Origin of the sequence: Bradyrhizobium sp. USDA 327 (assembly GCF_041262065.1) — a bacterium.
Classification (GTDB): Bacteria; Pseudomonadota; Alphaproteobacteria; order Rhizobiales; family Xanthobacteraceae; genus Bradyrhizobium; species Bradyrhizobium liaoningense.
The window spans coordinates 3,791,292-3,817,328 of the sequence record NZ_JBGCCW010000001.1 but is presented as its reverse complement, the minus strand read 5'-3'; the positions used below and the strand labels follow the sequence as shown (position 1 = coordinate 3,817,328).

Sequence of the window (26,037 nt, the reverse complement as noted above, 5' to 3'; positions counted from 1 at the left end):
GCGCGGCCGGTATCAAGCTCGCCGCAGTGCAGCGATCGCGATGCCTTCGGGAGGACGTCGATGGAAATCACAGCGCTCGGCTATATCGGGATCAGTTCATCCCAGCTCGACCAGTGGAACCAGATGGCGACCGGGCTGCTCGGCATGCAACAGGTCGATCGCGGCGCCAAGATGCGCGCCTTCCGCATGGACGACCGCAAGCAGCGGCTGATCGTCGACGGCGGCAGCGACGCCGGCCTCGCGGTGATGGGCTGGGAAGTTCCGTCGACCGCCGAACTGGACCGGTTGGCTGGACGGCTGGAAGGCCATGGCATCAAGGTGGTCCGAGGCTCGCGCGCGCTCGCTGACGAGCGGCATGTCGCCGAGCTGATCGCGTTTGCCGATCCAGCCGGCAACCGGCTGGAAGCTTTTTGCAAGCCGGAGCTTGCGAGCGAGCCCTTCAGGCCGGGCCGCCCGATCTCGGGCTTCCGCACCGGCGCGCTCGGCATGGGGCACGTCGTGCTCAATGTGGAGGATGTCGAGCCGCTCTTGCCGTTCTATCGCGACGTGCTCGGCTTTCACGTCTCCGATTTCGGGCTGAAGCCTTACGGGCTCTATTTCTTCCACGTCAACGGCCGCCACCACTCCTTTGCGATGGTCGGCTCGGGGCGGAAGGCGATGCATCACTTCATGGTCGAACTCGGCAGTCTCGATGATGTCGGGCAGGGCTACGACCTCGCGCAGTTGGACGAGGGGCGCATCGCCTACACGCTCGGCCGCCACACCAATGACCACATGACCTCGTTCTACGTAAATACGCCGTCCGGCTTCTTCATCGAATACGGCTGGGGCGGGCGCGTCATCGATCCCGAGACCTGGCAGCCGCACGAGACCTTCGACGGCCCCTCGCTATGGGGCCACGAGCGGCTCCATATGCCCGAGGAGCAGCGCAAGCGATTGCGCGACATGCGACTAGATGCGGCCGCGCGCGGCGTGCGCGTCGCCGACCCGCGCGTGCCGCCGCTCAACTGCGCATGGCTGGATTCGGTGATCGCGCGCGAATGATCCGCCGTCAATGATCCAACACTCAGGAAGAGAAGATATGCTCAAAACGCTCCTGCGGGCGGGCCTTGTGCTGCTCGCGTTCGCCACGGTCGCCTCCGCCGAACCGATGAAGGTCACGCTGCTCGGCACCGGTGTGCCGACGCCGCGACCGACCAGTTTCAGCGCGTCGACGCTGGTGGAGGCAGGGAGCGAAAAACTGCTGTTCGATCTCGGCCGCGGCGCGACCATCCAGCTCTACAAGCTGAAGATACCGCTCGGCGCGATCACCGCGAACTTCATCACGCATCTGCATTCGGACCACGTCGTCGGCCTGCCCGACATGTGGCTGACAGGGTGGCTTGCCACGCCCTGGGCTTCGCGTAAGGGGCCGATGAAGCTCTATGGTCCGAAGGGAACGGTCGCCATGGCGGAAAACCTCACCAAAGCTTTCGCCGACGACGTCCGCATCCGCATCGACGACGAGCACCTCGATCCCGTAGCTGTCACGTTCGCGGCAAAGGATATCGAAGCCGGGCGGGTCTATGAGAACAACGGCGTGACGGTCAGCGCGATCGAGGTGAACCACGGCGAGAAGATCAAGCCTTCGTTCGGTTACATCATCGAATATGGCGGCCACAAGGTCGTGCTGTCGGGCGACACCAAGTATGATGAGCGCATCGCGAAGGCGGCCGAGGGCGCCGACCTGCTGATCCACGAGGTCGCGGTGATCGAGCCGGAGCTGCTGGTCAAAAATCCCGTCTATAAGGACATCCAGGCTCACCACACCTCTCCGGAAGAGGCCGGCCGCATCTTTGCGGCCGCCAGGCCAAAACTCGCGGTCTATTCTCACATCGTGTTCGGCACGGTGAAGCCCGCGCCTGATATTCCCGAGGAGCCGCTGATCCTGCGCACGCGCACCGCTTACAAGGGGCCGTTGCTCGTCGGCCGTGACATGATGTCGTTCAGGATCGGTGACACGGTGGAGGCGTTCTCCCCTGACGGAACGAGGCTGGAGCCGTAAGGCAGCGGCAATCAGACTTCCGTCAACAGGCCCTGGCGCAGCGCCAGGCGGACCAGCTCGATGTCGGAGCCGACGCCGAGCTTGTCCTTGATCAGGGAATGCAGGTTCGCCACCGTCTTCGGGCTGACATGCAGCGTCTCGGCGATCTCCTCCGTCGTGTTCTCGGCGAGCAGCAGCCGCAGCACCTCGAATTCGCGCGGCGTCAGCACGTCGGCGGCCGAGCTCTCGCCGCTGATGCGGCTGAGCGCAAGCTCGTGGTCGATGTCGGGGCTGATGGCGATCTTGCCGGCGAGCACGTCCTTGACCGCGCGCACCAACGTCTCGGGCGGGCTGGTCTTGGTGACGTAACCCCTCGCACCGGCGCGGATCGCCTGCACGGCGAAGCCGGCATTCTCGTGCATGGTGAAGATGAGGATCCGTGCCGTCTTGTCCCACTGCCTGATCCGCCTGACGGCCTCGATGCCGCCGATGCCGGGCATGGTGAGGTCCATGATGACGAGGTCGGGCGCCTCGGATTTGTACAGACGATAGGCCTCCTCACCATCGGCTGCCTCGGCGACGACGCGCAAGCCCGGCTGCTTCTGGAGCACTGAGCGGTAGCCCTCGCGGACGACGGAATGGTCGTCCACCAGCAGGATGGTGGCGTCGGCTGCGCTCATGCCGCGTGCTCCAGCGCCTGCCGATCGGCGGCCGCGAGCGGAATGAACACGCGCAGCGCCGAGCCGTGAGGGCCGGTCTCGAAGCTCAGCCGGCCGCGAAGCGCGGCGACGCGCTCGCGCATGCCGAGCAGGCCCATGCCGGATTTGGCGGCAGCCTCGTTCGGCCGGCCGTCGTCCGCGATCGCGAGCGCGATCTCATCGTCGGCCATCGTCAGATGCAGGCTGACCTTCGTTGCGCCGGCGTGCTTGGCCGCGTTGGTGAGCGCCTCCTGCACGATGCGGTAGAGATTGGCGCTGACCGAGGCAGGCACGCTCTCGAAGGCACCGTCGAACCGGATATCGAAGCGGGTCTGTCCGCGGCTGCGGCCGTTCCACCCCGACACCAGTCCTTCGAGGCTCGCGACGAGGCCGAGCTCGTCGACATCGGGCGGCCGCAACCGGAACAGCGCGCCCCGCAGCGTCTCCATCATGCCGGTCGCGGTCCGGGCAATGCCATCGCACTCTCCGAGCAAGGCGGGACAGTCCTGCGCCGCAGTCTGGCGGGCTGACGCGGCAAGCGCGCGGATGGCGGCGAGCGACTGGCCGAACTCGTCATGCAGCTCACGCGCGAGATGGCGGCGCTCCTCGTCCTGGAGCGCGATCAGCTTCCGTGTCAGCTCGTTGCGTTCGGCAAGCGCGGTGTCGAGGCTTTCGGCGAGATGGTTGAAGACGTCCCGGATGGCGGAGAGCTCGGCGAGGTCGAACGCCGGCAGCCGCGTCGTGAGATCGCCGGCAGCGATGCGCGCGAGACCGTTGCCGATCATGCGGGTGGGGCGCAGGGCGCGGGCCAGCGCGGCATAGACCAGCGCGCAGAGCAGCGGCAGCGCGATCGCAAGCGCGATCATCAGGCGGCCGGCCTCGTGCCAGGCCTCGGCCGTCTGCACGGCCGCATCGACCGAGACCACGGTCTCGCCCAGCTTCGTTCCGCGGACGATCACAGGCCGTGCCGCCTCGCGGCCGGGGTCGAACAGGCTGCGGTAGAAGGCGGTGAAGGCCTGCGGCGGCGGGCTCGCCGGGGCAGGCGCGCCACTACAGAAGCGCTGGAGGATGTCGCCGCTCGTGCCGCGGAATGCCAGACAGAGGCCTGGCGTCATCACATAGGCAGATACAGGATCGAGGTTCGGAAAGTCTGAGCGCGGGCTGGCCACCCACTGGACCTTGCCCTGTTGCAACTCCAGCGACTTAGCCACGATGGCGGCGATACCGTCGATGCGCGCATGCGCGGCGCGGTCGGCCGTCACGAGGAAATAGGCGGAAATCGCGGCGAAGCAGGCAGCCGATATCGCGGCCACGCGCAGCGTCAGACGGATCTTGAGATCGAACCTCGGGCGGTTCCACATCGGCGGACACCTGGTGCGAACGGGTTTGTCGCTCCCGCATTAAAGGGCAGAACGCAGGCGGCGGGAAGCGTTCCCGCCTTACCGCAGTGCAACGTCGTGAAATTTTCCCGGCGTTGGTCGGGACGGTCACGGCTGCACGGCGTCAGGTAACCCGTCCAGATTTGCGGGCCGCTCCATCGACGAGGCCCGTTCATGCACCGCTTCAGCCTGATTCTCGTCCTTCTCCTCTTCGTCCTCTCCTGTTCGCGGGCCGATGCCGGGGACGCCATTGGCGTAGCCATGGACGATTTCAGCTATACCGACACCTCGGCCGAGCCGACCAACCAGACCGCCGCCCACGAGCGGCGGCTGGCGGCGTTCATGGCCGCGCTTCGAAGGGACATCGCTGCGGACCCGCGCTATCGGCTGGTTCCGTCCGCGCAGGACGGCGCGGCGTTCAAGGTGATCGGCGGCATCCAGAAGACGAGCACGCTGGTGCAATGGGCCAAGGTCGCCGTGATCGAAATCGGCGCCAAAAAGCTCGTGATGGACAAGCTCTACAGCTTCCGCGGCGACAATGATGAATCCTGGGAGCGCGCCGAGATCTTCGTCTCCCGCGAGATCATGGCCGCGCTCGCAACGCCCGCGCCGGTCGCGCTCGCCGTGTTCGATTTCGAGCTCGAGGATACGACTGCCGCCCCGGCCGGCACATCGGCGGCATCGGACGCGTCATACATGGCCGAAGTCACCGGCGGCGTGCGCGAGGCGCTGGGCCAATCCGGCCGCTACCGCATCGTCGACGTCAGCGGCGCGCGCGGCGAGGCGGAGAAGGGGCGTGCCTTGCGCGATTGCGGCGGTTGCGAGGCGGCGATCGCGAAAGAGCTCGGCGCGGATCAGTCGCTGATCGGCGTGGTGCGGCGGGTGAGCCGCACCGAATACACGCTCGGCTTCCAGGTGCGCGATGCCAGGACCGGCACGGTGCTGACGCGTGGTGACAGCGGCCTGCGCATGGGCGCGGACTATTCCTGGAAGCGCGGGGCCGTGCGGCTGGTCAGCGACCGGCTGATCGAGAGCCAGTAGCGCGGTTCAGAACGTCAGCTGCACCTTCATCGACTGCGAGCGGTCGCTGGCGAGCTCGAAGGCGGCGACGGCGTTCTCGAACGGCATGGTCGCCGTGATCAAAGGCTTGACGTCGATCAGGCCTTCGCCCATCAGGCGCACCGCCAGCTCGAACTCGGGATCGAAGCGGAAGGTGCCGCGGAGCTGCAATTCCTTGGCGACGATGGAGTTGATCGGCAGCGTCATTTCCCCGCCGAGGCCGAGCTGCACCAGCGTCGCGCCCGGCCTGAGCACGTCGAGCGCGGTGCGCAGCGCCGCCTGATTGCCCGAGGCCTCGAACAACGTGTCGAACACGCCCTTACCCGCGCGCCAGGGATCGAGCGCGGCGGCGTTGCTCGCGACGTTGATGGCGTGCGTGGCGCCGAGCTTCCTGGCAACCGCGAGCGGTGCGTCCGCCACATCGGTGACCACGATCTCGGCCGCGCCGCCGAAGCGCGCGACCAGAATCATCAACGCACCGATCGGACCGCAGCCGGTGATCAGCACGCGCTTGCCGAGGAGGGGACCGGCCTGCTTGCCGGCATGCAGGCAGACCGCGAGCGGCTCGGCGACCGCGGCTTCGGCGAGCGAGAGCTTGTCCGCGATCGGGGCGGCCTGCGTCGCATCGACCGTGATGAATTCGCGAAAGCCGCCCTGCACGTGGGGAAAGCGCATCGCGCTGCCGAGGAAGCGCATGTCGAGGCACTGGTTACGCATGCCCTCCTGGCAATGCAGGCAAACACCGCACGGCTTGCTCGGGTTGACTGCAACGCGGGTACCGGGCTTCACGCTGCTGACGCCGTCACCGACCGCCGCAACCACGCCGGCAATTTCATGCCCCAGCGCCATCGGCTGCTGAATGCGGACGACGCCGAAACCGCCGTGATGGTAATAGTGCAGGTCCGAGCCGCAGATGCCGCCATTGGCGATCTTGACGCGGACTTCGCCCGGACCGGGCGCCGGATCGGGATAGCTCTCGATCCGCAGGTCCTTTGGTGCGTGGATGACGACGGCGCGCATGAGCTGCTCCTGGTTCGCGGTCACATCGCGGCGATCATGCCGCCATCGACATAGATGATCTGACCATTGACATAAGTCGAGGCGTCCGAGGCGAGGAAGATCGCCGCGCCCACCAGCTCGTCCGGCTTGCCCCAGCGCTTCGAGGGGATGCGGCCCATCAGCCAATTGTTGAAGTCGGCGTTGTTGACCAGCGCCTCGTTCATGTCGGTCAGCATGTAGCCGGGGCCGATCGCATTGGCCTGGATGCCGTGCTGGGCCCATTCCACCGCCATCGAGCGGGTCAGGTTCTTGATGCCGCCCTTGGCCGCGGTGTACGGCGCGATGGTGGGACGCGCGAGCTCGCTGCCGAGCGAGCCGATGTTGATGATCTTGCCATGCTTGCGGGGGATCATGCGCTTGGCCGCCTCGCGGCCGATCACGAAGGCGCTGGTGAGGTTGGTCTCGATCACCTTGCGCCATTCGTCGGTGGTGAATTCCACCAGCGGCTTGCGGTGCTGGATGCCGGCATTGTTGACCAGGATGTCGACGGCGAGCCCTTCGCGGTCGAAGCGCTCGAAGGCGGCGACGATGGCGGGCTCGTCGGTGACGTTGAACGCGGCGCCTTCGGCTTGATGCCCGGCGGCGCGAAACTCGGCGACGGCCTGCTCGACGCGCTGGGGGTCGACGCCGTTGATGATGATCCTGGCGCCGGCCTTGGCCATGCCCTCGGCGATGGCACGGCCGAGGCCGCGGGAGGAGCCGGTCACGAGTGCGGTGCGGCCGGAAAGATCGAAAAGGGAAGTGCTCATCTCGGGAAGTCCTCAGACGTTGGAGCGGCGCACGGTAAGATCGGAGCGGTCGAAGACATCAGGCAGGAGGTCGACGCCGAGGCCAGGTCCTTCCATCGGATAGACGTAACCGTCCTTGATAACAGGCATCGTGGTGACGAGCTCATTGTACCAGCCCTTGTAGAAGGCGCGCACCGATTCCTGGATCAGCGTGTTGGGTTGGCTGAACGACATGTGGATGGCCGCGATGAAGCCGATCGGACCGATGCAATCGTGCGGTGCGAAGGGCCGGTGATAGGTCTCGGCCATCGCCGCGATCTTGCGGCCCTCGGTGAGGCCGCCGGTCCAGCACAGATCCGCCATCACCACGTGCATGGCGTCGCGGTCGAGCATGTCCTTGTAAGGGAAGCGCGAGCCCAGCGTCTCGCTGGCGCAGACCCAGACGTCGGTCGAGCGCGCATATTCGGCCAGCGCCTGCGGCGAGTTCATGCGGATCGGGTCTTCGTACCAGGTCGGCTTGTACGGCTCGAGTGCGCGTGCGATCTGCTTTGCGGTCGGCAGGTTCCACAGCGAGTGGAGCTCGACCATGATCTCCATCTTGTCGCCGACCGCCTTGCGGATCTTCTCGAACGGCTCGATGGCCTGCTTCATTTGCGCGGCGGTGATGTAGAGGCCCTTGTTCTCCTGCGCCGCCGGATCGAACGGCCAGATCTTCATGGCGGAGATGCCGCTTTCCAGAAGGCTCTCGGCGAGCGCGTCGGCGCGATGCATGAAACCGTCGAGATCCTCGTAAGGTCCCTTGGAGGCGCCGAGATTCCAGTTCGCGACGGGGCTGATATTGGTCGAGCGGACATATTGCGTGCCGGCGCAGGTGTTGTAGATGCGCTGCTTGTCGCGGCAGAGGCCGCCGAGCATCTGGTACACCGGCTGGCCGCAGACCTTGCCGAACAGATCCCACAGCGCGATGTCGATCGCCGAGGCGGCGCGATATTCGACACCGGTCGAGGACTGCGCCATCGGCAGGTTCAGCATGTCGCGATGGATGGCTTCGATGTGCAGGGGATTGCGGCCGAGCAGGCGGCCGGCAAAGGTGTCGTGGATCTGCGCCTCGACCGCGCCCGCGCCGTAGAACGTTTCGCCGAGCCCGATCACACCCGTATCGGTGTGAATGCGGACCCAGATGACGTTGGAAAATTCCTCCGTACGCAGCGTCTCGATCGACGTGATCTTCACGGCAATTGTCCTCCCATCACAGACGTCGCGCGTCCGTCGTCTCATTTTGCACTGCAGCATGTTGCAGGTCGCGCGGGAGTCTTACGCCGGCTTGTAATATATCACAACATGTTTTAAGGCTCGAACAAACAGGGCGCCATCCAGCAACGAGAGCGCGGGCCGACGGGAGAGAACGACATGGCAAAGCGCAAGCGCGCACTCGAGGTGGTGAGAAACGACGACGACGGCGAGGGCAAGCCCTCGCGGCGCAACCGGCTCAATTTCTTCGAGCTGGCCTACCAGAAGATCGAAGAGCTCCTCGTTCACTGCGAGCTCAAGCCCGGACAATTCATGACGATGCTGGAATTGCAGCACATCACCGGCTTCGGGCGCACACCGGTGCATCACGCCGTCAATCGTCTCTCGGCCGATACCCTGATCATCATCCGGCCCCGTCACGGTCTGCACATCGCGCCAATCGATCTGGCCCGCGAGCGCATGCTGCTCGGCCTGCGCCGCGACATGGAGCGCTTCGTGATCCGCCTTGCCGCCGATCGCGCCAGCCTCTCGCATCGCAATCAGGCGCTGCACATCGAGCGTGTCCTGCGCGAGCGCCGCGCCAGCCTGACCCTCGACGAATTCAACAATATCGACCGCCGCATCGACGCGCTGGTGCTGGAGGCGGCCGGCGAGCCGTTCCTGGTGCATACGATGCGGCCACTGCACACGCTGTATCGGCGCATCGGCTACATCCACCACCGCTTCATGCCGGGGCAGGCAGATCTGTCGGGCACGATCGATCATCATCTCGCCATTCTCGCGGCCGTCGCCAACCGCCGTGTCGAGGACGCGGTGAAGGCGAGCGATGCCCTGATCGACTACATGGACTCGATGTTTACGGGCATGGAGGCGGGGATCGATCCGCGCCTGCTCGATTGCAGCATCGAGCCGCTGCTCGGCGCGTAGAAAGTTTCGAAGAGAGGACCAAGAAAATGTCAACGATGGCGATGCCACATCCGACCGCGAGCGAGGCCGCGGTCCGCTACCTCATCACGAACTACAGCCCCAAGGGCAACAAGGTCGGCTGGCTGATGATGGCCTCGATCCTGGTCGAGGCCTGGGACCTCTATTCGATCGCCTTCGTGCTGATCTTCATCAAGGAGCAGTACAATCCCGATCCGCTGATGCTGGGCCTTGCGGCGGCCGGCACGCAAGGCGGCGCCCTGATCGGCGCGCTCCTCGGCGGCTGGCTGTCCGACAAGATCGGCCGCCGCGTCATGTTCCTGGTGACGATGGTGATGTTCATCGTGCTGGCGCTGGCGCAGGCCTTCGTGCCTGACGTCGCCTGGCTCGTCGTGATCCGCTTCCTGCTCGGCATTCCGCTCGGCTCTGACATCTCGACCGGCTACACCTACATCATGGAATCCATGGCCAAGGGCGAGCGCGAGGTCATGGGCAACCGCTGGCAATTCATGTTCGCCGTCGGCGAGGTCCTGACCATCGGCGTCATCGTGATCTTCCTCCTGATCGACATGAACCACGAGATGCTGTGGCGCGTGACGCTCGGTCTCGGTGCGGTGCCGGCGCTGATCATCCTGATCATGCGCCACGACGTGCCGGAGACGGCGGTGTGGCTGGTGCAGAAGGGGCGTTACCGCGAGGCCAAGCAGGTCGCGCGCGAGATGTTCAACGACAATCTCGACATGCTGCCGGACCGGGACGTCCAGGTGCCGAAGGTCTCGACCCGCGCGTTCCTCGCCGACCTCAAGAAGGACCCGATCCGCTGGCGTGCGACGATCTACGGCTGGATCGCCTGCTTCGCGCAAGGCAGCGAATTCTCGACCTTCGCGTTCTACCTGCCGGTGCTGTTCGTGATGGTCGGCGTGTCGAGCGTGCTCGGCAATAATCTGGTGACGATGGGACTGTTCTGCTTCGCCGCGTTGTCCGGCTGGGTCGGTCCGCTGCTGACGCCGAAGATCGGCCATCGCGGTATCGCCATCGCTGGTTTCGGCATCGTCCTGGTTTCGCTTCTGGTCGCGGCCTTCGCGCTCTACACCGACAACAAGATACTGCTGCCGTTCGCGGCCGCCGCCATGCTGTGGGGCCATTATTGGGATGCGTCGAACTGCATGACGATCCCGACCATGGTCGCCAAGCCGAGATATCGCGGCACCGCCAGCGGCTTCGCCTACATGTTCGTCAAGCTGCCGTCGTTCCTGGCGATCTTCCTGTTCCCGTCGCTGTTCGCGGCGATCGGGCAGGCCAACGCCACGCTGTTCGTCGCAATCTTCCCGCTGATCGGATTGCTCGCCGCGATCTTCATCCTGCCGGAAGTCTACGGCTACGAGAACGACTGACGTGTAATCCGATCGCGGCCCGTTGTGGCCGCGATCGGGCTCCTCCCGCTACGGGCTCAGGAAGACGGGATCGATCCCGGTGCCATGGCCGAGCAGGCCGATGGCCTGAAGCTGGGCCGTGTGCACGTCGATCTCCAGGATGGCGAACAAGGCCAGCAGCACCACAACGGAGAAGACGAGCAGCGGATGGGACGTCTCCGCGCGGCCTTTGCCGGGCGCAATGAAGCTCTGAATTCCGCGACGCAGCGAGAAGCTCTGCGGCAGCGACTTTGATCGAATCTGCATGATCAACCTTCCTTGCCGCGGCCTGTCTGGAGCACGCGACAAGTAAAGTTTAGCTGCCGCCGCACCGCCGGCATTGATGCACCGCAAACGGCTGTACTTATTTAGTCGGCGCCCTTTGCCGCTACCTGATGGCAGCCGCCAGTGCACCGATCAAGGCAGGCGGCGTCACCAGCAGACCGAGCTTGAGGAACGGCCAGGCGCCGACCTCGATCTTCTCCCGCCTGAGCGCGACCAGCCAGAGGATGGTGGCGAGCGATCCGGTCACCGACAGATTGGGGCCGAGATCGACGCCGATCAGGATGGCGCTGACGACAGGTGCGGGCAGATGATCGCTGGCGGCGACCGAGCCGGCGACGAGGCCGACCGGAAGGTTGTTGGCGATGTTGTCGGCGAGCGCGGTGGCGATGCCGACGCTCCAGGCCGCCTGGGGCACCGATTGCGCGACCGCCTGGTGCAGCAGCGCGCTCAGCTGCGCGATGACGCCGGTCTTCACCAACGCTTCCACCATGACAAAGAGCCCGCCGACCAGCGGCAGCACGCTCCAGGAGACACCGTGCAGCACGGGCAAGGGCGATTGCCGGTTGATCAGCAGCACGATCGCCGCCGTCGCGACGCCGCAGATGAAGGTCGGCAGGCCCAGTTGCCGGTCCAGCGCCGACGCGGTGACCAGCACGACGCCGATCGCGACGATGCCTATTGCCGTGAGCTTGCCGCCACGTCCAAGCTTCGGATGCGGCACGCTCCGGGCGATCGTTTCCTCCTTGAGCGCGCGGTGCTGGCTCAGGCGCAGGACCACGTAAGTGAGCAGGATCGAGGCCGCCGAGGGCAGGGCGAACAGGCGCAGCCATTCGGTGAGCTCGGGCATGCGCGCGCCGAACACGACGAGATTGGCCGGATTGGAGATCGGCAGCACGAAGCTTGCGGCATTGGCAATGAAGGCGCAGACGAACAGATAGGGCAGAGGCTTTGCGCCGGCCGCGCGCGTCGCGGCATAGACGGCCGGTGTCAGCACGATCGCGGTGGCATCGTTGGAGAGCAGCACGGTGACGAGGGTGCCGACGAGGTAGATCAGCAGGAACAGCCGCTGCGGGGAGCCACGTGCATACTCCACCGCAAGCGCGGCGAGATAATCGAACAGGCCTTCGAGCCTCGCCAGCTCTGCGATCAGCATCATGCCGATCAGGAAGAGATAGACGTCGACGCCTTTCTCGATACCTGTCAACGCATCCGGCCACGGCAGCAAGCCAAACAGCAGCAGCGCGCCGGCGCCGATCACCGCCCAGATCGCCTCGGGCAGGCGAAAGGGCCGGACGATGACGCCTGCGGTCGCGACGGCGATGATACTCCAGGTCCAGATCGCGTCAGGCGGCACGGTTCAGTTCTCGAATGGGAATGGATTCATTCGGCAGCGATAACCGATGCGGGCGCCGCTGTCTTCCCCTGCGGGCGCGGATCGCCGTCGTCGCTTTGCCGCGTCTCGGGCAAGGCGAGGAGGCAGATCACCGCACCGATCGCCGCCACGGCGCCGAGCGTGATGAATGCTGCGCTGTAACCGGCGCCGACCACGACCAGGCCCGCCAGTGTCGTCGACAGCGCTGCACCAATGCTCTGGGCCGTGATGACGGCGCCCTGTGCGACGTTGAAGCGGCCAGTGTTGCGCATGAGGTCGGCGACGATGACGGGGAAGATTGCCCCGAAAATGCCGGCGCCGACGCCATCCAGCAGCTGCACGCCGACCAGCCAGAACGGATTGTCGGAGAGCGTATAGAGCGCACCGCGGATCGGCAGGATCAACAATGCGGCAAGGAAGAACCGCTTGTGTCCCCAGCGGTCGGCCCGTGCGCCGACCAGCATCGCGAATGGCACCATCACCACTTGCGCCGCAACGATGCACGCCGACATCAGGCTGGTGCCGATGTTCTTGTCCTGGAGCGCGAGCTTTTGTCCGACCAGCGGCAGCATCGCCGCGTTGGAGAGGTGAAACAGGACGACGCAGATAGCGAATATGAGCAGCGGACGGCAGGTCAGGAGCACGCCAAGGCCCGAGGGGTGTTCGGGTGCGCCATTGATACGAGAGTGGTGCAGTCCGCGCGCGAGGTCGTGGTCGATGGCCCGTTCTGGGATCGCCAGGATGCTGACGAGGCTCGCGATCGCCATGGCGCCGAGAAGGTAGAAAACGACGGTCGGTCCGAACCAATAGGCGGAGAGGCCGGCGATGCCCGCCGCGACAGCGTTGCCGGCGTGGTTGAAAGTCTCGTTGCGGCCGATGCGCCGGGTAAACGCGGCATGCCCGAAGATGCCAAGCGAGACAGCGGCGATCGCCGGCGGGAAGACCACGGCAGCGGCTTGCGCGATGCCTTGCGAGATTATCACCGGCAGGAGGTTCGGGAACAACGGCAGCGAGAGCGAGGCGAGTGTCACCAGAATTGCAGCGGCCACCATCACCAGCCGCTTCGTCCGTGTGGCGTCAACCAGCGCACCGGCCGGCGTCTGCGCGACGATGCCGGCGATGGTTGCGATCGACATCACGAGGCCAATGCGAGCCTCGTTCCAATGCTGCTCGGTGAGAAGATAGACCGCGAGATAAGGGCCGAGCCCGTCGCGGACGTCGGCGAGGAAGAAATTGGCAGCGTCCAGCGCGCGGCCGGCGCGCCTCGCCTGATCAAGGTTTTGGCTCGACATGCATTCCTCGATCCAGGCTGGAAGGTCCCCGGCGAAAACCGATTTCACGGCAGCGTTGTTCCGTCAGGTGGCGTGTTCACCGCACCCCGGATAGCTTCTCGGTGATCGCCTTGCGCAATATGCGCGACAGCGATTCCACCGAATACGGCTTCTGGATCAGTTCGAAGCCGCGATGGGCGCTTTCGGCGAGCACGTTGCTGTAGCCGCTGGTGAGCACCACGGGCAGGCCCGGATAGCGCTCCCGGATGATGCCGGCTAGCTCGACGCCGTTCATTCCGGGCATGATGACGTCGGAGAACACGAGGTCGACGGCAAATTCGTTCTCGCCGAGGATCGCCAGTGCCGCGTTTGCGTTGGCGACGCGGCGGACGACATAGCCGAGGTCTTCCAGAAGCTCGGTCGAGAACCGGCCGACCTCGTCGTTGTCCTCGACCACGAGCACGCGGTAGCCGCGCCCGGTGGTCGCGGTCTCGCTGGTCAGCGCCGCCGCTTCCTTCTCGGTGGCCGGGCTTTGCGCCTGCGGCAGATAGATGGTGAAGGTCGCGCCTTTGCCTTGCGTGCTCGTCACCGCAATGTCGCCCTCGGACTGTTTTGCGAAGCCGAAGGCCTGACTGAGGCCGAGGCCGGTGCCCTTGCCGACCTCCTTGGTGGTGAAGAACGGTTCGAAGATCGAGTCGAGATGCTCTGGCGCGATGCCGCTGCCGGTGTCGGTGACGGAGATGGCGACGTAGTCGCCGCTGCGCGCCGATTGTGCGCGCAGCTGAGGGATACCCTGGACCTTGCGCACGGCGATGGTGAGGCGGCCTTCGCCATCCATGGCATCACGGGCGTTGATGGCGAGGTTGATCAGCGCGGCCTCGAACTGGCCGATGTCGGCCACGGTGAAGCAATCGGGATCCTGAACTTCCACAGCGATCTCGATGCGGCCGCCGACTAGCGGCCGGACCAGCTGAGCCACGCCTTCGACTTGGCTGCCGACATTGAATATCTGCGGCTTCAGCGGCTGCCGCCGCGCGAACGCCAGAAGCTGTGCCGTCAGCTTGGAGGCGCGCTCGACCGTCTCGGAAATGGCGTCGACATAGCGGCGGCGGCGTTCCTCCGGCAGCTCGCGGCGGCGCAGGAAGTCGGTGGCAGAGCGGATGATGGTGAGGAGATTGTTGAAGTCGTGCGCGACGCCGCCGGTGAGCTGGCCGATCGCCTCCATCTTCTGCGATTGCCGCAGCGCTTCCTCGCCGCGGCGGCGCTCGGTGACGTCGACCGCCTCGGGCACCGCACCGGTGATGTTGCCATGGCGGTCGAGCACGGGCCGCATGCCGAAATCGAAATCGCGCTCGCCGATGGGAAGGCGCAGGCGCATCTCCAGTCGCACCGCTTCGCCTTTGAGCACCGTGTCGAAGGCCTCTCGCACGGCGACACTCATGCCGTCCGTGCCGGCGAACCAGGGCGTGTCCCAGAACGGCTTTCCGATCACATCCGAAGAGCGTGCCTTGATGCCGTCCAGCGCGGTCTTGTTGGCGTAAACCAGCTCACCTTTGAGATTGACCAGGCCCTGATACTGATTGCTGGTCTCCAGGATCGCGCGCAGCCGTGCCTCGTTGGATTCGAGCTCGGCGGTGCGCTCGGCAATGCGCTGTTCCAGCGTCTCGTTGAGCTGCCTGAGCTCGATCTCGGCCTGCTTGGCGACGGTGATGTCGTGGGCGACGCCGATGAAGCCGATATGCTTGCCCGTCGGGTCCCAGCGCGGCTGCGATTCCGATCGGAGCCACCGCCATTCGCCGCTTGCGTTCTTGTAGCGCGCTTCCAGCACGAAGGGTTTGAGGGATGCTTCACCCTGGACGGATTGCTGGAGCACGTGCGGCAGGTCGTCGGGATGCAGCACCTTGCGCCAGTCGAAGTCGATGGCCTGATCGTAGGGCAATCCGACGAAATCGACATAAGCCTGGTTGGCGAAGGACCGCTTGCGGTCGAGCTTGGTGACCCAGATCGGTACCGGCGCGCTGTCGGCGATCAGCCGAAAGCGCTCCTCGCTCTCGCGCAGCGTCTCGCGCGCCAGCGCCTGGTCGGTGATGTCGATATGGGCGCCGACCAGGCGGATGGCGCGGCCATCCTTGTCGCGCTCGATCTTGGCGACGACCCGGATCCAGCGGGTCTCGCCGTCGCTGGGACGGATGATGCGGTATTCGGCGCTGTAGTCTTCGCTCGTTCCGGCGAGAGCCTCGAAGAAATGCTTGACGGCCGCGTCGCGATCGTCGGGATGGATGCGGTTGACCCAGGCCTCGTGCGTCTCGCCCGCGGCTTCCGGCGGCAGGCCGTGGATGATCAGATATTCGGGCGAGCGACGGTTCTTGAAGCCTTCGCGGAAATCGACCTCGACGCCGCCGACCTTGCCGATGCGCTGGATGCGTGCCAGCTCGGCCTCGCGCTCCTGCAGCGCGCGATAGGCGTTATCGCGCTCGCGCGCGACGTCTTCGAGGTGCTGGCGCAGCCTCTCGGCGGCGATGGTCTCGGGCAAGGGATCGTTCAAGGCATCGGCCGTTGTGATGCGGGTGCGCACGTGCCGAACCGATATTCACACAGACGGAGCGTGATGGCCATTGTCTAGAGGGCAAAGTATCGGAAAATAGGAGCGCGTGCCTGAACGCGAGGAACGACGCGGTGGCAACGCCTGGTCCGGCAATTTGTTCCGGAGACTGGAACGATCGGCTGATCGAGGCGTCTTCGCGAGGTGCCAACTCTCTCATAAAAATCCCTTTCCAAAGAGGCTAAATCTTGAAGCTCTTCGTCTGTCAGGCCTGCGGCAACGTTCTCTATTTCGAGAATCGTGCCTGCGAACGCTGCGGCCATCGTGTCGCCTTCATGCCGGAGAAGGAGACAATGTCGGCGATCGAGCCCGACGGAGAAGCCTGGAGGACATTGGTCGACAACGGCGAAAGCCGGATGCTGTGCCGGAATGCCGAATACGATGCCTGCAACTGGCTGACAGACACGGACGATACCACCGGCTATTGCCGCGCCTGCCGCCACAATGGGATGGTACCGAACCTCTCCGATCCGGCGCAGCTTGCTGGATGGCGTGAGCTGGAGGTGGCCAAGCACCGTCTACTCTATTCCCTGATCCGCTGGAGGCTGCCGCTCCAGACCCGGCAGGACAATCCCGGGCATGGGCTGATCTTCAATTTCCTTGCCGACGATCCGAACAGCGGACAGAGGGTCATGACTGGCCACGACAGCGGCCTGATCACGATCGCGCTCAAGGAGGCGGACGACATCGAGCGCGAGCGGCGCAGGCTCGAAATGGGCGAACCCTACCGGACGCCGCTCGGGCATTTCCGCCACGAGGTCGGACACTATTTCTGGGACGTGCTGGTGCGGGACGGCGGCAGGCTGAACCAATGTCGCGCCGTGTTCGGCGACGATTCCGTCGATTACGGTCAGGCCTTGCAGCGGCACTATGCCGAAGGCCCGCCGCCGGACTGGCAGCAGAGCTACGTCTCGGCCTACGCCACGACGCACCCCTGGGAAGACTTCGCCGAGACCTGGGCGCACTATCTCCACATCGTCGATACGCTGGAGATGGCCGCCGAGTTCGGCATGGAGGTGCGCCCCAGGGTCGACCGCGACGGGGAGTTGACGGCGCGCATCCGTTTCAACCCCTACGAGGCAAGGGATATCGAGGCGCTGGTCAACGCATGGCTGCCCTTCACCTTCGCCATGAACAGCGTCAACCGAACCATGGGCCTGCGCGACCTCTATCCCTTCATCCTGTCGCCCGCGGTGGTCGCCAAACTCGGCTTCGTTCACGGCCTCGTCCGGGACGTGGCCACGGCCGGGAAGCCCCGGGAAGCGGGACGGCGTCCCTAGGGCTCGCTGGGCCCATTTCGGTCTTGTGCTGGTACGCCAGAGGCCCCGGATTTAGACCGTTGCCTCCGGCCCATTTTGATGTACCACGGGAGCCACACGGCCCGTTCCCATAGGCCCCAACGGCCAGGAGACGGGTCCCGCCCAAGGTCGAGACTCAAGAAAAGCATGTTCAAACGGATTCTGATCGCCAATCGCGGCGAAATCGCCTGCCGGGTCATCAAGACCGCCCGCAAGATGGGAATTCAAACGGTTGCGGTCTATTCCGAGGCCGACCGCGATGCCCTCCATGTCGAGATGGCCGACGAGGCGGTGCTGATTGGTCCGCCGGCTGCGGCCGAGAGCTATCTGGTGATCGAGAAGATCGTTGAGGCCTGCCGCAAGACGGGCGCCGAGGCGGTGCATCCCGGCTATGGCTTCCTGTCCGAGCGCGAGGCGTTTCCGCGTGCGCTGGAGGCGGCCGGAATCGTCTTCATCGGCCCCAACCCCGGCGCGATCGCCGCGATGGGCGACAAGATCGAATCCAAGAAGGCGGCGGCGAACGCCGACGTCTCGACCGTGCCGGGCTTCCTCGGCGTGATCGAGGACGCCAAGCATGCGGTCAAGATCGCCGACGCGATCGGCTATCCCGTGATGATCAAGGCCTCCGCCGGCGGCGGCGGCAAGGGCATGCGGATCGCCTACTCGACCCAGGAGGTCGAGGAGGGATTTGGGCTGGCAAAAGCGGAAGCGAAGGCCTCGTTCGGCGACGACCGCGTCTTCATCGAAAAGTTCATCGTCGATCCCCGCCACATCGAGATTCAGGTGCTGGGCGACAAGCACGGCAACGTGATCTATCTCGGCGAACGCGAATGCTCGATCCAGCGCCGCAACCAGAAGGTGATCGAGGAAGCGCCGTCGCCGCTGCTCGATGAGGCCACCCGCCGCAAGATGGGCGAGCAGGCGGTCGCGCTGGCCAAGGCCGTGAATTATGACTCCGCCGGCACGGTCGAGTTCGTGGCAGGGCAGGACAAGAGCTTCTACTTCCTGGAGATGAACACGCGCCTCCAGGTCGAGCATCCCGTGACGGAACTGGTCACCGGCATCGACCTCGTCGAGCAGATGATCCGCGTCGCCGCCGGCGAGAAGCTCGCCATCGCGCAGAAGGACGTCACGCTGACGGGCTGGGCGGTGGAATCCCGCCTCTACGCCGAAGATCCGTTCCGCAACTTCCTGCCCTCGATCGGGCGGCTCGTGAAGTATCGCCCGCCGGCGGAAGCCAGCAAGGACGGCATCACCATCCGCAACGACACCGGCGTGCAGGAGGGCGGCGAGATTTCCATCCATTACGATCCCATGATCGCAAAGCTTGTCACCCACGCGCCGTCGCGCGCGGCTGCGATCGAGGCGCAGGCCACCGCGCTGGATTCGTTCTACGTCGACGGCATCAGGCACAACATCCCGTTTCTGTCGGCGCTCATGCACCATCCGCGCTGGCGCGAGGGACGGCTCTCGACCGGCTTCATCGCCGAGGAATTCCCCAAGGGCTTTGCGGTGCGCGTGCCCGAAGGCGAGGTCGCGCGGCGGATCGCCGCGGTCGGCGCCGCCATCGATCACGTGCTCGGCGAGCGCAAGCGGCAGATCTCGGGCCAGATGGGCGGCCGCATCGTGCAGCGAGAGCGACGCCGCGCGGTCTGGCTCGATCGTCAGGAGATCCTGCTCGAGGTCGGACGCGAGGACGAGGCGATCGCGATCCGCTTCGTCGATCCCGACGGCAAGGCCGGCAATGCGCATCACTTGCAGTCGGCGTGGAAGCCCGGCGATCCGGTCTGGCAAGGCACCATCGACGGTCACCTCGTCGCGGTGCAGGCGCGTCCGATCGCCAACGGCATCCGTCTCGCGCATCAGGGCGTCGAGGTGCCGGTCTATGTCTGGACCGAGGCCGAGGCGGCTTCCGCGCGGCTGATGCCGGTGACGACGGCCTCCGACACCGGCAAGAAGCTGCTGTGCCCGATGCCCGGCCTCGTGGTCTCGATCGCGGTGACCGAAGGGCAAGAGGTCAAGGCCGGCGAGACGCTGGCGGTGGTCGAAGCCATGAAGATGCAGAACGTGCTGCGCGCCGAGCAGGACGGCACCGTGAAGAAGATCCATGCCAGCGCGGGCGCGACACTCGCCGTGGACGCGCTGATCCTGGAGTTTGCGTAGGCGCTCGAAGCACGAAGCCGACCCTCACCCTGAGGAGCCGCGCTTGCGTGGCGTCTCGAAGGGTGAGGCCACCAGCCGGGCCTTTATCCTTCGAGACGCGCGCAAAAGCGCGCTCCTCAGGACGAGGAATTGAGAGTGAGGCAACCATGGCCTTTCGTTCCCGCCGCGAGAAACTTCGCTCCATCCTGTCGGGCGGGACCTGTGTCCATCCCGGCTCGGTCTACGACGCCATCTCGATCCGCATTGCGGAGGACCTCGGGTTTCCGCTCGGCATGTTCGGGGGATCAGTGGCCTCGCTCGCCGTGCTCGGCGATCCCGATGTCACGCTGATCACGCTCACCGAGCTTGCCGAGCAGATGCGGCGGATGTCGCGCGCCGCAACACTCCCCGTTCTGGTCGATGCTGATCACGGCTACGGCAATGCGCTCAACGTGCGCCGCACGGTGCAGGAGCTGGAGATGGCGGGCGCGGCCGGCCTCACCATCGAGGACACGCTGCTGCCGGCTGCCTTTGGCGAGACCAAGGCGCAGCTGATCTCGCTCGAGGAAGGCGTCGGCAAGATGAAGGCGGCGCTTGCCGGCCGCAGCGATCCGTCGCTGGTGATCATGGGCCGCACGGGCGCTGCCGCGATCACCTCGATCGAGGATGCTGTCCGCCGCGCCAAGGCTTATGAGGCCACCGGAGTCGATGCGTTGTTCTTCACCGGCATCAAGTCGCGCGCCGAGCTCGAGGCCATCGCATCTGGCACGCGCCTGCCGATCGTGCTCGGCGGTGCGCCGGACGAATTGAACGCGCTCGACTACCTTGCGAGCCAGCGCGTACGCATCGCACTCCAGGGCCATGCGCCGATCGCCGCCGCGACGCAGGCCGTCTACGAGACGCAGAAAGCGTTGCGCGAGGGCACGGCGCCGAAAAGCCTCAAGGGCTTGGCATCGCCGGAGCTGATGGCCCGTGTCATGCGCGAGGGCGAGGCCAGGGTGCGCAGCGCCGATGTTCTCGGACTGAACAAGTGAGCCGGGCAATTCTCCAGGTCATGATCCGCGGACGCGTGCAGGGCGTCGGCTATCGGGCCTGGCTCGAGTATCAGGCGACGACGAGCGGCCTCGAAGGCTGGGTCCGCAACCGTCGCGACGGCAGCGTGGAAGCGCTGTTCGCTGGCGCGCCGAAGCACGTTGCCGACATGGTCGCGCTTTGCCGCCACGGCCCGCCGTCCTCGCGCGTCGACAGCGTCACCAGTGAAACCGCGAGCGCGGATGAGCTGAATCTGCGCCGGGCAGGGGAGACGTTCTCGGTGCTGCCGACGGCGTAGCTTCAGAGAAGACCGTCATGTCCGGGCGCTGTCCCGGGCATCCACGTTCTTCGCGCCGTGTGGTTATGCGCGGATGGCCGGGACAAGCCCGGCCATGACGACGTAGAGGCTGAGGTGCCCCAAGCTCTCGATGGGAAATTTCACCTTGGCAGCTTGGCGATCGCCTCACTCAGCTCATGGATCTCATAGGGTTTGCGCAGGATCGGGAAATCGCCGCGCACGCCGGCGGCGACCTCGCTGTAGCCGGTGGCGAGCAGGATCGGCAGGCCGGGGCGGATCTGGCGGAGGCGATGGGCGAGGCTGAGCCCATCCATCTTGCCGGGCATGACGATGTCCGAGAACACGAAGTCGACGCCGTTGCTCTCGATCTCGCGCAATGCCGCTTCGGCATCGGCGACCCGGCGCACTTGATAGCCGAGCTGCTCCAGAAGACCGATGCTGACCAGAGCGACGTCGGGATTGTCCTCGACCAGCAGCACCGTGCCGCTGCCGCGCAGAGGCGTCCCCGATGTCTCGCGCGACGGCGCATCTGTGCCGCGCGGCAGGATGATGGTGAATGTCGTGCCCTTTCCGAGCTCGCTTGCGACCTTTATGGTGCCGCCGGCCTGATGAGCGAAGCCGTGCACCTGCGAAAGGCCGAGGCCCGTGCCTTTTCCGATCGGCTTGGTCGTGAAGAACGGCTCGAAGATCTTGTCGAGAACGTCGGAAGGAATTCCGAGCCCGGTATCCGTGACGTCGATCGCGACGAAGTCGCCGGCGAGGGGAGGTTCGTTGAGCACGACATTGCGCGCGCCGATCGTCACCGTGCCACCGTCCGGCATCGCGTCGCGGGCATTGATGACGAGGTTGAGGAGCGCGGTCTCGAGCTCGGAGACGTCGGCCTTGATCGGGCAGGTGTCGGAGCCGATGTCGAAAGCGAGGCCCACGGAACTGCCCACGCCGGCGTCGAGCACCTCGCGGATGGCCGCGACGCGTTCGGCGAAATCGATCGCCTGCGGGTTGACGCTCTGCCGCCGCGCGAAGGTGAGGAGCTGGTTCGTCAGCGCGGCGCCGCGTTTGGTCGCGGTCTCGATCGCGGACATGGCGCGCTCGAGCTTGGGGTCGTCGGCGGCGCTCTTCTTCAGGATGTGAAGGCTGCCGCTGATGATCATCAGAAGATTGTTGAAGTCGTGGGCAACGCCGCCGGTGAGCTGTCCGAGCGCATCGAATTTCTGCGACTCGGCGAGTTGCTTCTGCATTGCCTCGAGCTTGAGCTGGGAATTGCGGCGCTCGGTGATGTCGCGCGTGATCTTGGCGAAGCCGATCAGCGCGCCGCCCTCGTAGATCGGGTCGATCACCACGCTGGCCCAGAAGAACGTGCCGTCCTTTCGGACGCGCCAGCCTTCCTCCTCATATCGGCCCTTTTCCCGCGCAATACCGAGCGCCCGCGCGGGCTTGCCATTGGCGCGGTCGGTCTCGGTGTAGAAACGGGAAAAATGCTGGCCGAGGATCTCCTCGGGCGAATAGCCCTTAATGCGTTCGCCGCCGACGTTCCAGCTGGTGATGATCCCCCTGGGATCAAGCATGTAGAGGGCGTAGTCGGCGACTCCCTCAACCAACAGCCGGAAACTGCGCTCGCTTTCGAACAAGTCTCTCTGTTGACTGAACTTTTCGGACATTCCGGACCCGCCTCGACGGGGACAAACGCCGCACATGGCAGATTTGTTCCCATTCTATGGGACATTTTTAGGCAATATCGCGCACGGAATACAGAGGCCGCCGGGCGATCAGGCGCGGTGGCCGCTAGCTCGTCGCCAGGCTCCGGAACGTCGCGGCCACCGCGCGCAGGGCCGCGAGCTTGGCGGGATCGCCGACTTTCGAATGCAGCATCACCTTCGAGCTGCCGAGTCTCGGCAGCTTGTGCGCCGGCCCGAGATCGACCAAGCCCGGAGGCGCGATCCGCCGCGCCAGCGGCGCAATTGCAAGTCCGGCAAGCGCGGCCGCGACCACCGCCGTGACACCGCCGCCGACAAATCGCTCGCGCCAGGCGATGCCGGCCTTGTCCAGCGCGCGCACGGCGATGGCGCGGACGCCACAGGGCGGGGCGAGCGTTGCGAGCGGCAGTGCTTCGCCCTTCGGGAACGTGAAACGGTGTGACGCGAACCAGCCGAACGCGTCATCAGCCAGCTTCTCGCCGCCACGGCGGCTGCCCTCCTGGCGGACGATCACCGCGTCCAGCTCGCCCGCATCATAGGCCTCCTGCATCTCGCGCGAGAAACCGATGGTGACGGCAAGCGTGAGATTCGCGGATATCGCGTGCAGCCGTTCGAGCAGCGGCACCAGTTCAGGGCCCGCGGCGTGGTCGGAGATGCCGAGCGAAAGCGACTGCGCGGCGGAAGCCTCGCCGGAGAGCGCACGGTCATGCGCGTCCATGAGCGCGCGGGCGCGATCGAGGAAAGCAGCACCATCGGCAGTGAGCCGAACCGCGCGCGGCGAGCGTTCGACGAGACGTTTTCCGACCAACGTCTCCAGGCGTTGGAGCTTGAGGCTGACAGCCGCCTGCGTCGTGCCGAGCGCTTCGGCCGCGCGGGTAAAGCTCTGGAGGTCGGCGACCAGCAGGAAGGCCCGGACCGTGGCGATGTCGAGGGTGGCCGTCATTAGCAACTGTTATCACAGATATCAGATGAGATAAGATACCAAAATGAAGGGAGGAGGGCTAGCTTCCCAACGACCCCGCGCCGAAGCCCGCGCGGCATGCTGAGGAGAACGTCCATGCCCCTGATCACCGTGTCCTACACCACGTCTCGCCAGTCGCCGTCGCTGAAGGCCGACGTCGCCAATGCCGTGTCCGAGCTCACGGCAAAGATCCTGCACAAGGATCCCAGGGTCACCGCCATCATCGTGAAGTCCGTGGATGCGGGCGACTGGTTCGCGGGCGGCAAGTCGCTCGCTGAGCAGAAGCTCGCAAGCTACTGGATCGACATCCACGTCACGGAAGGCACTAACACCAAGGACGAGAAGGCGGCCTATCTCACCGCCATGTTCGAGCGCATGGCCGATATCCTGGGCCCGCTGCATCCCGAGACCTATCTGCATGTCGACGAGGTCAAGGGCGATGCCTACGGCTTTGGCGGCCTGACCCAGGAGCGGCGCTACATCGCCGGCAAGCTCGAGGTTTCGCTGCAGGCGGCGTGATGCCGGGGGCCGCGGGCGAGCCGTCTCACCCGCGGCCCGATCGTCAGCTTGCAGCCTGGAACTGAATTTCCGAATCGTTGATGAAACACGTCTTGTCGAACAGCTTCAGGTCCAGCGGGTTCGGCAAGCGGACATCGCTGAGATCAGGACAGGGCTTGACTGCGGGATCATAGGATCGGTCGATCTGCGAGATGAAGACGACGATCAGCCCCTTGTCGCGTGCGAACGATTTCAGCGCGCGCACCTGAACGGTCAGGTCGGGGTTTTCCCGCCGCTGGTCGAGCAGTTGCAGATAGTCGATCACCACGAATGTGCCGCGCGGGGCGGGGGCCATCTGCTTGACGACGTAATCGGCGCTGATCGCATCGGAGCAATCGAGCTCGAACAATTTGTCGAACTGCGCTGGCTCCACGCCGATCGCCCGCAAGCGGTCCAGAACGTCTCTCTCGGTGTATTCGAGCGAGAAGAACGCAGCGCGGCTGCCTTTCCTCATGGCCTCTACCGCAAATTCGAGGCTCATGAGCGTCTTGCCATGACCGGGTCGCGCACCGAGCAGCACCAGCTCGCCCGGCCGGAATTGAGGAAACAGCTTGCCGGCCGGCGTCTCCGCCGCGGCTTTTGCCGCGAGCAAGCTCCAGGCGGAGAACCCTTCCGCTGTGGCGACGCGGTCAAGCGCGTCGTGGAGTGGAATGCCTTCCTCGCGGGACAGGCGCTTCGCCTTGCGCTTGAGATGATAGATCGGCGCAGACAATCTCATCGTGAGAACCTCCCATTGCGAGCATGATCGCAATCCCTCCTTATGCCCAGCGCTCGAACAGTCGGTCCGATGATCAATTCGCCCGGCATGAAGTCTGCTTTCCCGGCGGAGGGGGGAGGCGTGGGCGACGCCGGAATTGAGCATAGCCGATTCCGCGTCTGCGGAGAACGGCCCGGTGCGGGCTCGCTAGGCGACCGCTTCCGGCAGCAGCGCGCGGGTTGGCCCGAACAATTCTTCGAACGTCTGCCTGAGTGCGATATCGACATCGGCCATGGTCACGAGCTGGCCGAGATCGACCAGAGAGGTGACGCCGTAGCGGGGATCTGCAACGCCGCAGGGCACGATGCCGGCGAAATGCGACAGCTCCGGCTCGACATTGATGGCGATGCCATGGAACGACACCCAGCGCTTCAGACGGACGCCGATCGCCGCAATCTTGTCCTCGTGATCCGCTCCCTTGTCGGGGCGCCTGACCCAGACGCCAACCCGGTCCTCGCGCCGCTCGCCGCGAATATTGAAGGCGGCCAGCGTGCGCAGGATCAATTCCTCCAGGCTTGCGACATAGGCCCGGACATCAGGCCGGCGGCGCTTGAGGTCCAGCATGACATAGGCCACCCGCTGACCCGGCCCGTGATAGGTGAGCTGCCCGCCACGCCCGGTTGCGAAGATCGGGAAGCGGGCATCCAGCAGATCGGATTGCTTGCCCGAGGTGCCCGAGGTGTAGAGCGGGGGGTGTTCGAGCAGCCAGACCAATTCCGGGGCCTCGCCTGCCGCGATCGCTGCGACCCGAGCCTCCATGGTGGCCACCGCATCCGGATAGGGCACCGGAGCATCCGAGATAAGCCACTCGACGGGCTCGCCGCCTGCGGCGGAAAACGACGTCAAATCGAGCTCTTGGCGCTGGTTTTGACGGGGGTTTTCGGGCGAATTAACCATTGGCTAACCATAACGTGGTGATGATCGCAGGTGCAAATGAAGAGTCCAAAGTCGCGGCGGTCCTGACAGTGCCCACTCTCGATAAAGTCACCGTGGATCTCATGGTCGTCCTCGGGACGACCACCATGCCGATCCATCAAGTATTGCGTCTTTCCCGCGGCGCCATCATCGAGCTGGATGCTACCGAGGCCGACGAGGTCAAGGTCCTGGCCAATAACCTGCCGGTTGCCTCCGGCGTCGTGCTGGTCGATCGCAACCGGATCGCGGTCGAGGTCAAGCAGATGCTGCCGCGCTCCGCGGGCACCCGGTAGGCCCCGGGGCACCAGCGGCAGCCGGC

Annotated in this window: 24 protein-coding genes; 11 read left to right on the top strand and 13 right to left on the bottom strand. The window is 65.4% G+C overall.

The features are described from left to right. Positions 1-60: 60 nt before the first annotated feature. Both ABIA42_RS17705 and ABIA42_RS17700 read left to right on the top strand, forming a co-directional pair. Positions 61-1,044, top strand: a complete 984-nt coding sequence (locus ABIA42_RS17705) for a VOC family protein (protein ID WP_370122877.1) — start codon at positions 61-63, stop codon at positions 1,042-1,044. 37 nt (positions 1,045-1,081) lie between these two features. Further along, positions 1,082-2,044 (top strand): MBL fold metallo-hydrolase, encoded by a 963-nt coding sequence (locus tag ABIA42_RS17700; RefSeq protein ID WP_370122880.1) that lies wholly within the window; start codon positions 1,082-1,084, stop codon positions 2,042-2,044. Positions 2,045-2,055: 11 nt separating this feature from the next. Here ABIA42_RS17700 and ABIA42_RS17695 read toward each other — a convergent pair whose 3' ends face one another. After that, the gene (locus ABIA42_RS17695) at positions 2,056-2,703 is read right to left on the bottom strand and encodes a response regulator transcription factor (RefSeq protein ID WP_271529533.1); all 648 of its coding nucleotides are present in this window, start codon (positions 2,701-2,703) and stop codon (positions 2,056-2,058) included. Then, positions 2,700-4,082: a sensor histidine kinase gene (locus ABIA42_RS17690; protein ID WP_271529532.1), complete on the bottom strand. Its 1,383-nt coding sequence runs from the start codon at positions 4,080-4,082 to the stop codon at positions 2,700-2,702. Before ABIA42_RS17690 ends, ABIA42_RS17695 begins: the two co-directional genes overlap by 4 nt. A gap of 192 nt (positions 4,083-4,274) precedes the next feature. On the opposite strand from ABIA42_RS17690, the gene ABIA42_RS17685 reads away from it, so the two are divergent. Continuing rightward, on the top strand, positions 4,275-5,141 hold the full coding sequence (locus ABIA42_RS17685; RefSeq protein ID WP_370122884.1) for a DUF2380 domain-containing protein: 867 nt from the start codon (positions 4,275-4,277) through the stop codon (positions 5,139-5,141). Between the two features lie 6 nt (positions 5,142-5,147). On the opposite strand, the gene ABIA42_RS17680 is transcribed toward ABIA42_RS17685, so the two are convergent. Genes ABIA42_RS17680 through ABIA42_RS17670 form a run of 3 tightly spaced genes read right to left on the bottom strand, consistent with a single transcriptional unit; the run spans position 5,148 to position 8,179 of the window. After that, positions 5,148-6,179 (bottom strand): L-idonate 5-dehydrogenase, encoded by a 1,032-nt coding sequence (locus ABIA42_RS17680; RefSeq protein ID WP_271529530.1) that lies wholly within the window; start codon positions 6,177-6,179, stop codon positions 5,148-5,150. Positions 6,180-6,199: 20 nt separating this feature from the next. After that, on the bottom strand, positions 6,200-6,967 hold the full coding sequence (locus ABIA42_RS17675) for a glucose 1-dehydrogenase (protein WP_271529529.1): 768 nt from the start codon (positions 6,965-6,967) through the stop codon (positions 6,200-6,202). Positions 6,968-6,979: 12 nt separating this feature from the next. Further along, positions 6,980-8,179: a mandelate racemase/muconate lactonizing enzyme family protein gene (locus tag ABIA42_RS17670; protein ID WP_370122889.1), complete on the bottom strand. Its 1,200-nt coding sequence runs from the start codon at positions 8,177-8,179 to the stop codon at positions 6,980-6,982. A 177-nt stretch (positions 8,180-8,356) separates the two neighbouring features. Here ABIA42_RS17670 and ABIA42_RS17665 point away from each other — a divergent pair, with 177 nt between their 5' ends. Beyond that, positions 8,357-9,124 carry a GntR family transcriptional regulator gene (locus ABIA42_RS17665; protein ID WP_271529527.1) on the top strand — a complete coding sequence of 256 codons (768 nt, stop codon included), beginning with the start codon at positions 8,357-8,359 and terminating at the stop codon, positions 9,122-9,124. A gap of 26 nt (positions 9,125-9,150) precedes the next feature. Further along, entirely contained in the window at positions 9,151-10,515 is a 1,365-nt protein-coding gene (locus ABIA42_RS17660; protein WP_028177361.1) for an MFS transporter, read from the top strand. A gap of 48 nt (positions 10,516-10,563) precedes the next feature. Here ABIA42_RS17660 and ABIA42_RS17655 read toward each other — a convergent pair whose 3' ends face one another. From ABIA42_RS17655 to ABIA42_RS17640, 4 genes are all read right to left on the bottom strand, one after another. Next, a complete protein-coding gene (locus ABIA42_RS17655) occupies positions 10,564-10,800 on the bottom strand; it encodes a hypothetical protein (RefSeq protein WP_028177362.1) in 237 nt (78 codons plus the stop codon). Between the two features lie 121 nt (positions 10,801-10,921). Next, positions 10,922-12,172, bottom strand: coding sequence for an arsenic transporter (locus tag ABIA42_RS17650; RefSeq protein ID WP_271529526.1), 1,251 nt, complete (start codon positions 12,170-12,172; stop codon positions 10,922-10,924). Between the two features lie 26 nt (positions 12,173-12,198). Next, positions 12,199-13,482, bottom strand: coding sequence for an MFS transporter (locus ABIA42_RS17645; RefSeq protein ID WP_370122894.1), 1,284 nt, complete (start codon positions 13,480-13,482; stop codon positions 12,199-12,201). 76 nt (positions 13,483-13,558) lie between these two features. After that, a complete protein-coding gene (locus ABIA42_RS17640; RefSeq protein ID WP_271529524.1) occupies positions 13,559-16,036 on the bottom strand; it encodes a PAS domain S-box protein in 2,478 nt (825 codons plus the stop codon). A gap of 215 nt (positions 16,037-16,251) precedes the next feature. Here ABIA42_RS17640 and ABIA42_RS17635 point away from each other — a divergent pair, with 215 nt between their 5' ends. From ABIA42_RS17635 to ABIA42_RS17620, 4 genes are all read left to right on the top strand, one after another. Further along, positions 16,252-17,343: a putative zinc-binding metallopeptidase gene (locus ABIA42_RS17635; protein ID WP_370122897.1), complete on the top strand. Its 1,092-nt coding sequence runs from the start codon at positions 16,252-16,254 to the stop codon at positions 17,341-17,343. Positions 17,344-17,508: 165 nt separating this feature from the next. Beyond that, the gene (locus ABIA42_RS17630; protein WP_271529522.1) at positions 17,509-19,524 is read left to right on the top strand and encodes an acetyl/propionyl/methylcrotonyl-CoA carboxylase subunit alpha; all 2,016 of its coding nucleotides are present in this window, start codon (positions 17,509-17,511) and stop codon (positions 19,522-19,524) included. A 146-nt stretch (positions 19,525-19,670) separates the two neighbouring features. Next, complete coding sequence (locus tag ABIA42_RS17625) at positions 19,671-20,537, top strand: oxaloacetate decarboxylase (protein ID WP_370122900.1); 867 nt, start codon at positions 19,671-19,673, stop codon at positions 20,535-20,537. Continuing rightward, on the top strand, positions 20,534-20,833 hold the full coding sequence (locus ABIA42_RS17620; RefSeq protein WP_035675193.1) for an acylphosphatase: 300 nt from the start codon (positions 20,534-20,536) through the stop codon (positions 20,831-20,833). Before ABIA42_RS17625 ends, ABIA42_RS17620 begins: the two co-directional genes overlap by 4 nt. A 140-nt stretch (positions 20,834-20,973) precedes the next feature. Here the strand turns inward: ABIA42_RS17620 and ABIA42_RS17615 are convergent, their stop codons facing one another. Together ABIA42_RS17615 and ABIA42_RS17610 are read right to left on the bottom strand one after the other, a co-directional pair. Beyond that, entirely contained in the window at positions 20,974-22,491 is a 1,518-nt protein-coding gene (locus ABIA42_RS17615) for an ATP-binding protein (RefSeq protein ID WP_370122903.1), read from the bottom strand. A gap of 124 nt (positions 22,492-22,615) precedes the next feature. Continuing rightward, positions 22,616-23,470 (bottom strand): LysR family transcriptional regulator, encoded by an 855-nt coding sequence (locus tag ABIA42_RS17610; RefSeq protein ID WP_271529519.1) that lies wholly within the window; start codon positions 23,468-23,470, stop codon positions 22,616-22,618. Between the two features lie 114 nt (positions 23,471-23,584). Here ABIA42_RS17610 and ABIA42_RS17605 point away from each other — a divergent pair, with 114 nt between their 5' ends. Then, positions 23,585-24,007, top strand: a complete 423-nt coding sequence (locus tag ABIA42_RS17605; protein WP_271529518.1) for a 4-oxalocrotonate tautomerase family protein — start codon at positions 23,585-23,587, stop codon at positions 24,005-24,007. Positions 24,008-24,050: 43 nt separating this feature from the next. Here ABIA42_RS17605 and ABIA42_RS17600 read toward each other — a convergent pair whose 3' ends face one another. Beyond that, positions 24,051-24,764, bottom strand: coding sequence for a DNA helicase (locus ABIA42_RS17600; protein WP_370122907.1), 714 nt, complete (start codon positions 24,762-24,764; stop codon positions 24,051-24,053). Positions 24,765-24,950: 186 nt separating this feature from the next. Next, positions 24,951-25,700, bottom strand: coding sequence for a lipoyl(octanoyl) transferase LipB (lipB, locus tag ABIA42_RS17595; RefSeq protein ID WP_271529516.1), 750 nt, complete (start codon positions 25,698-25,700; stop codon positions 24,951-24,953). 68 nt (positions 25,701-25,768) lie between these two features. Between lipB and ABIA42_RS17590 the strand changes: the two genes are divergently transcribed. Further along, positions 25,769-26,011 carry a FliM/FliN family flagellar motor switch protein gene (locus ABIA42_RS17590; RefSeq protein ID WP_028177375.1) on the top strand — a complete coding sequence of 81 codons (243 nt, stop codon included), beginning with the start codon at positions 25,769-25,771 and terminating at the stop codon, positions 26,009-26,011. Positions 26,012-26,037: the final 26 nt, after the last annotated feature.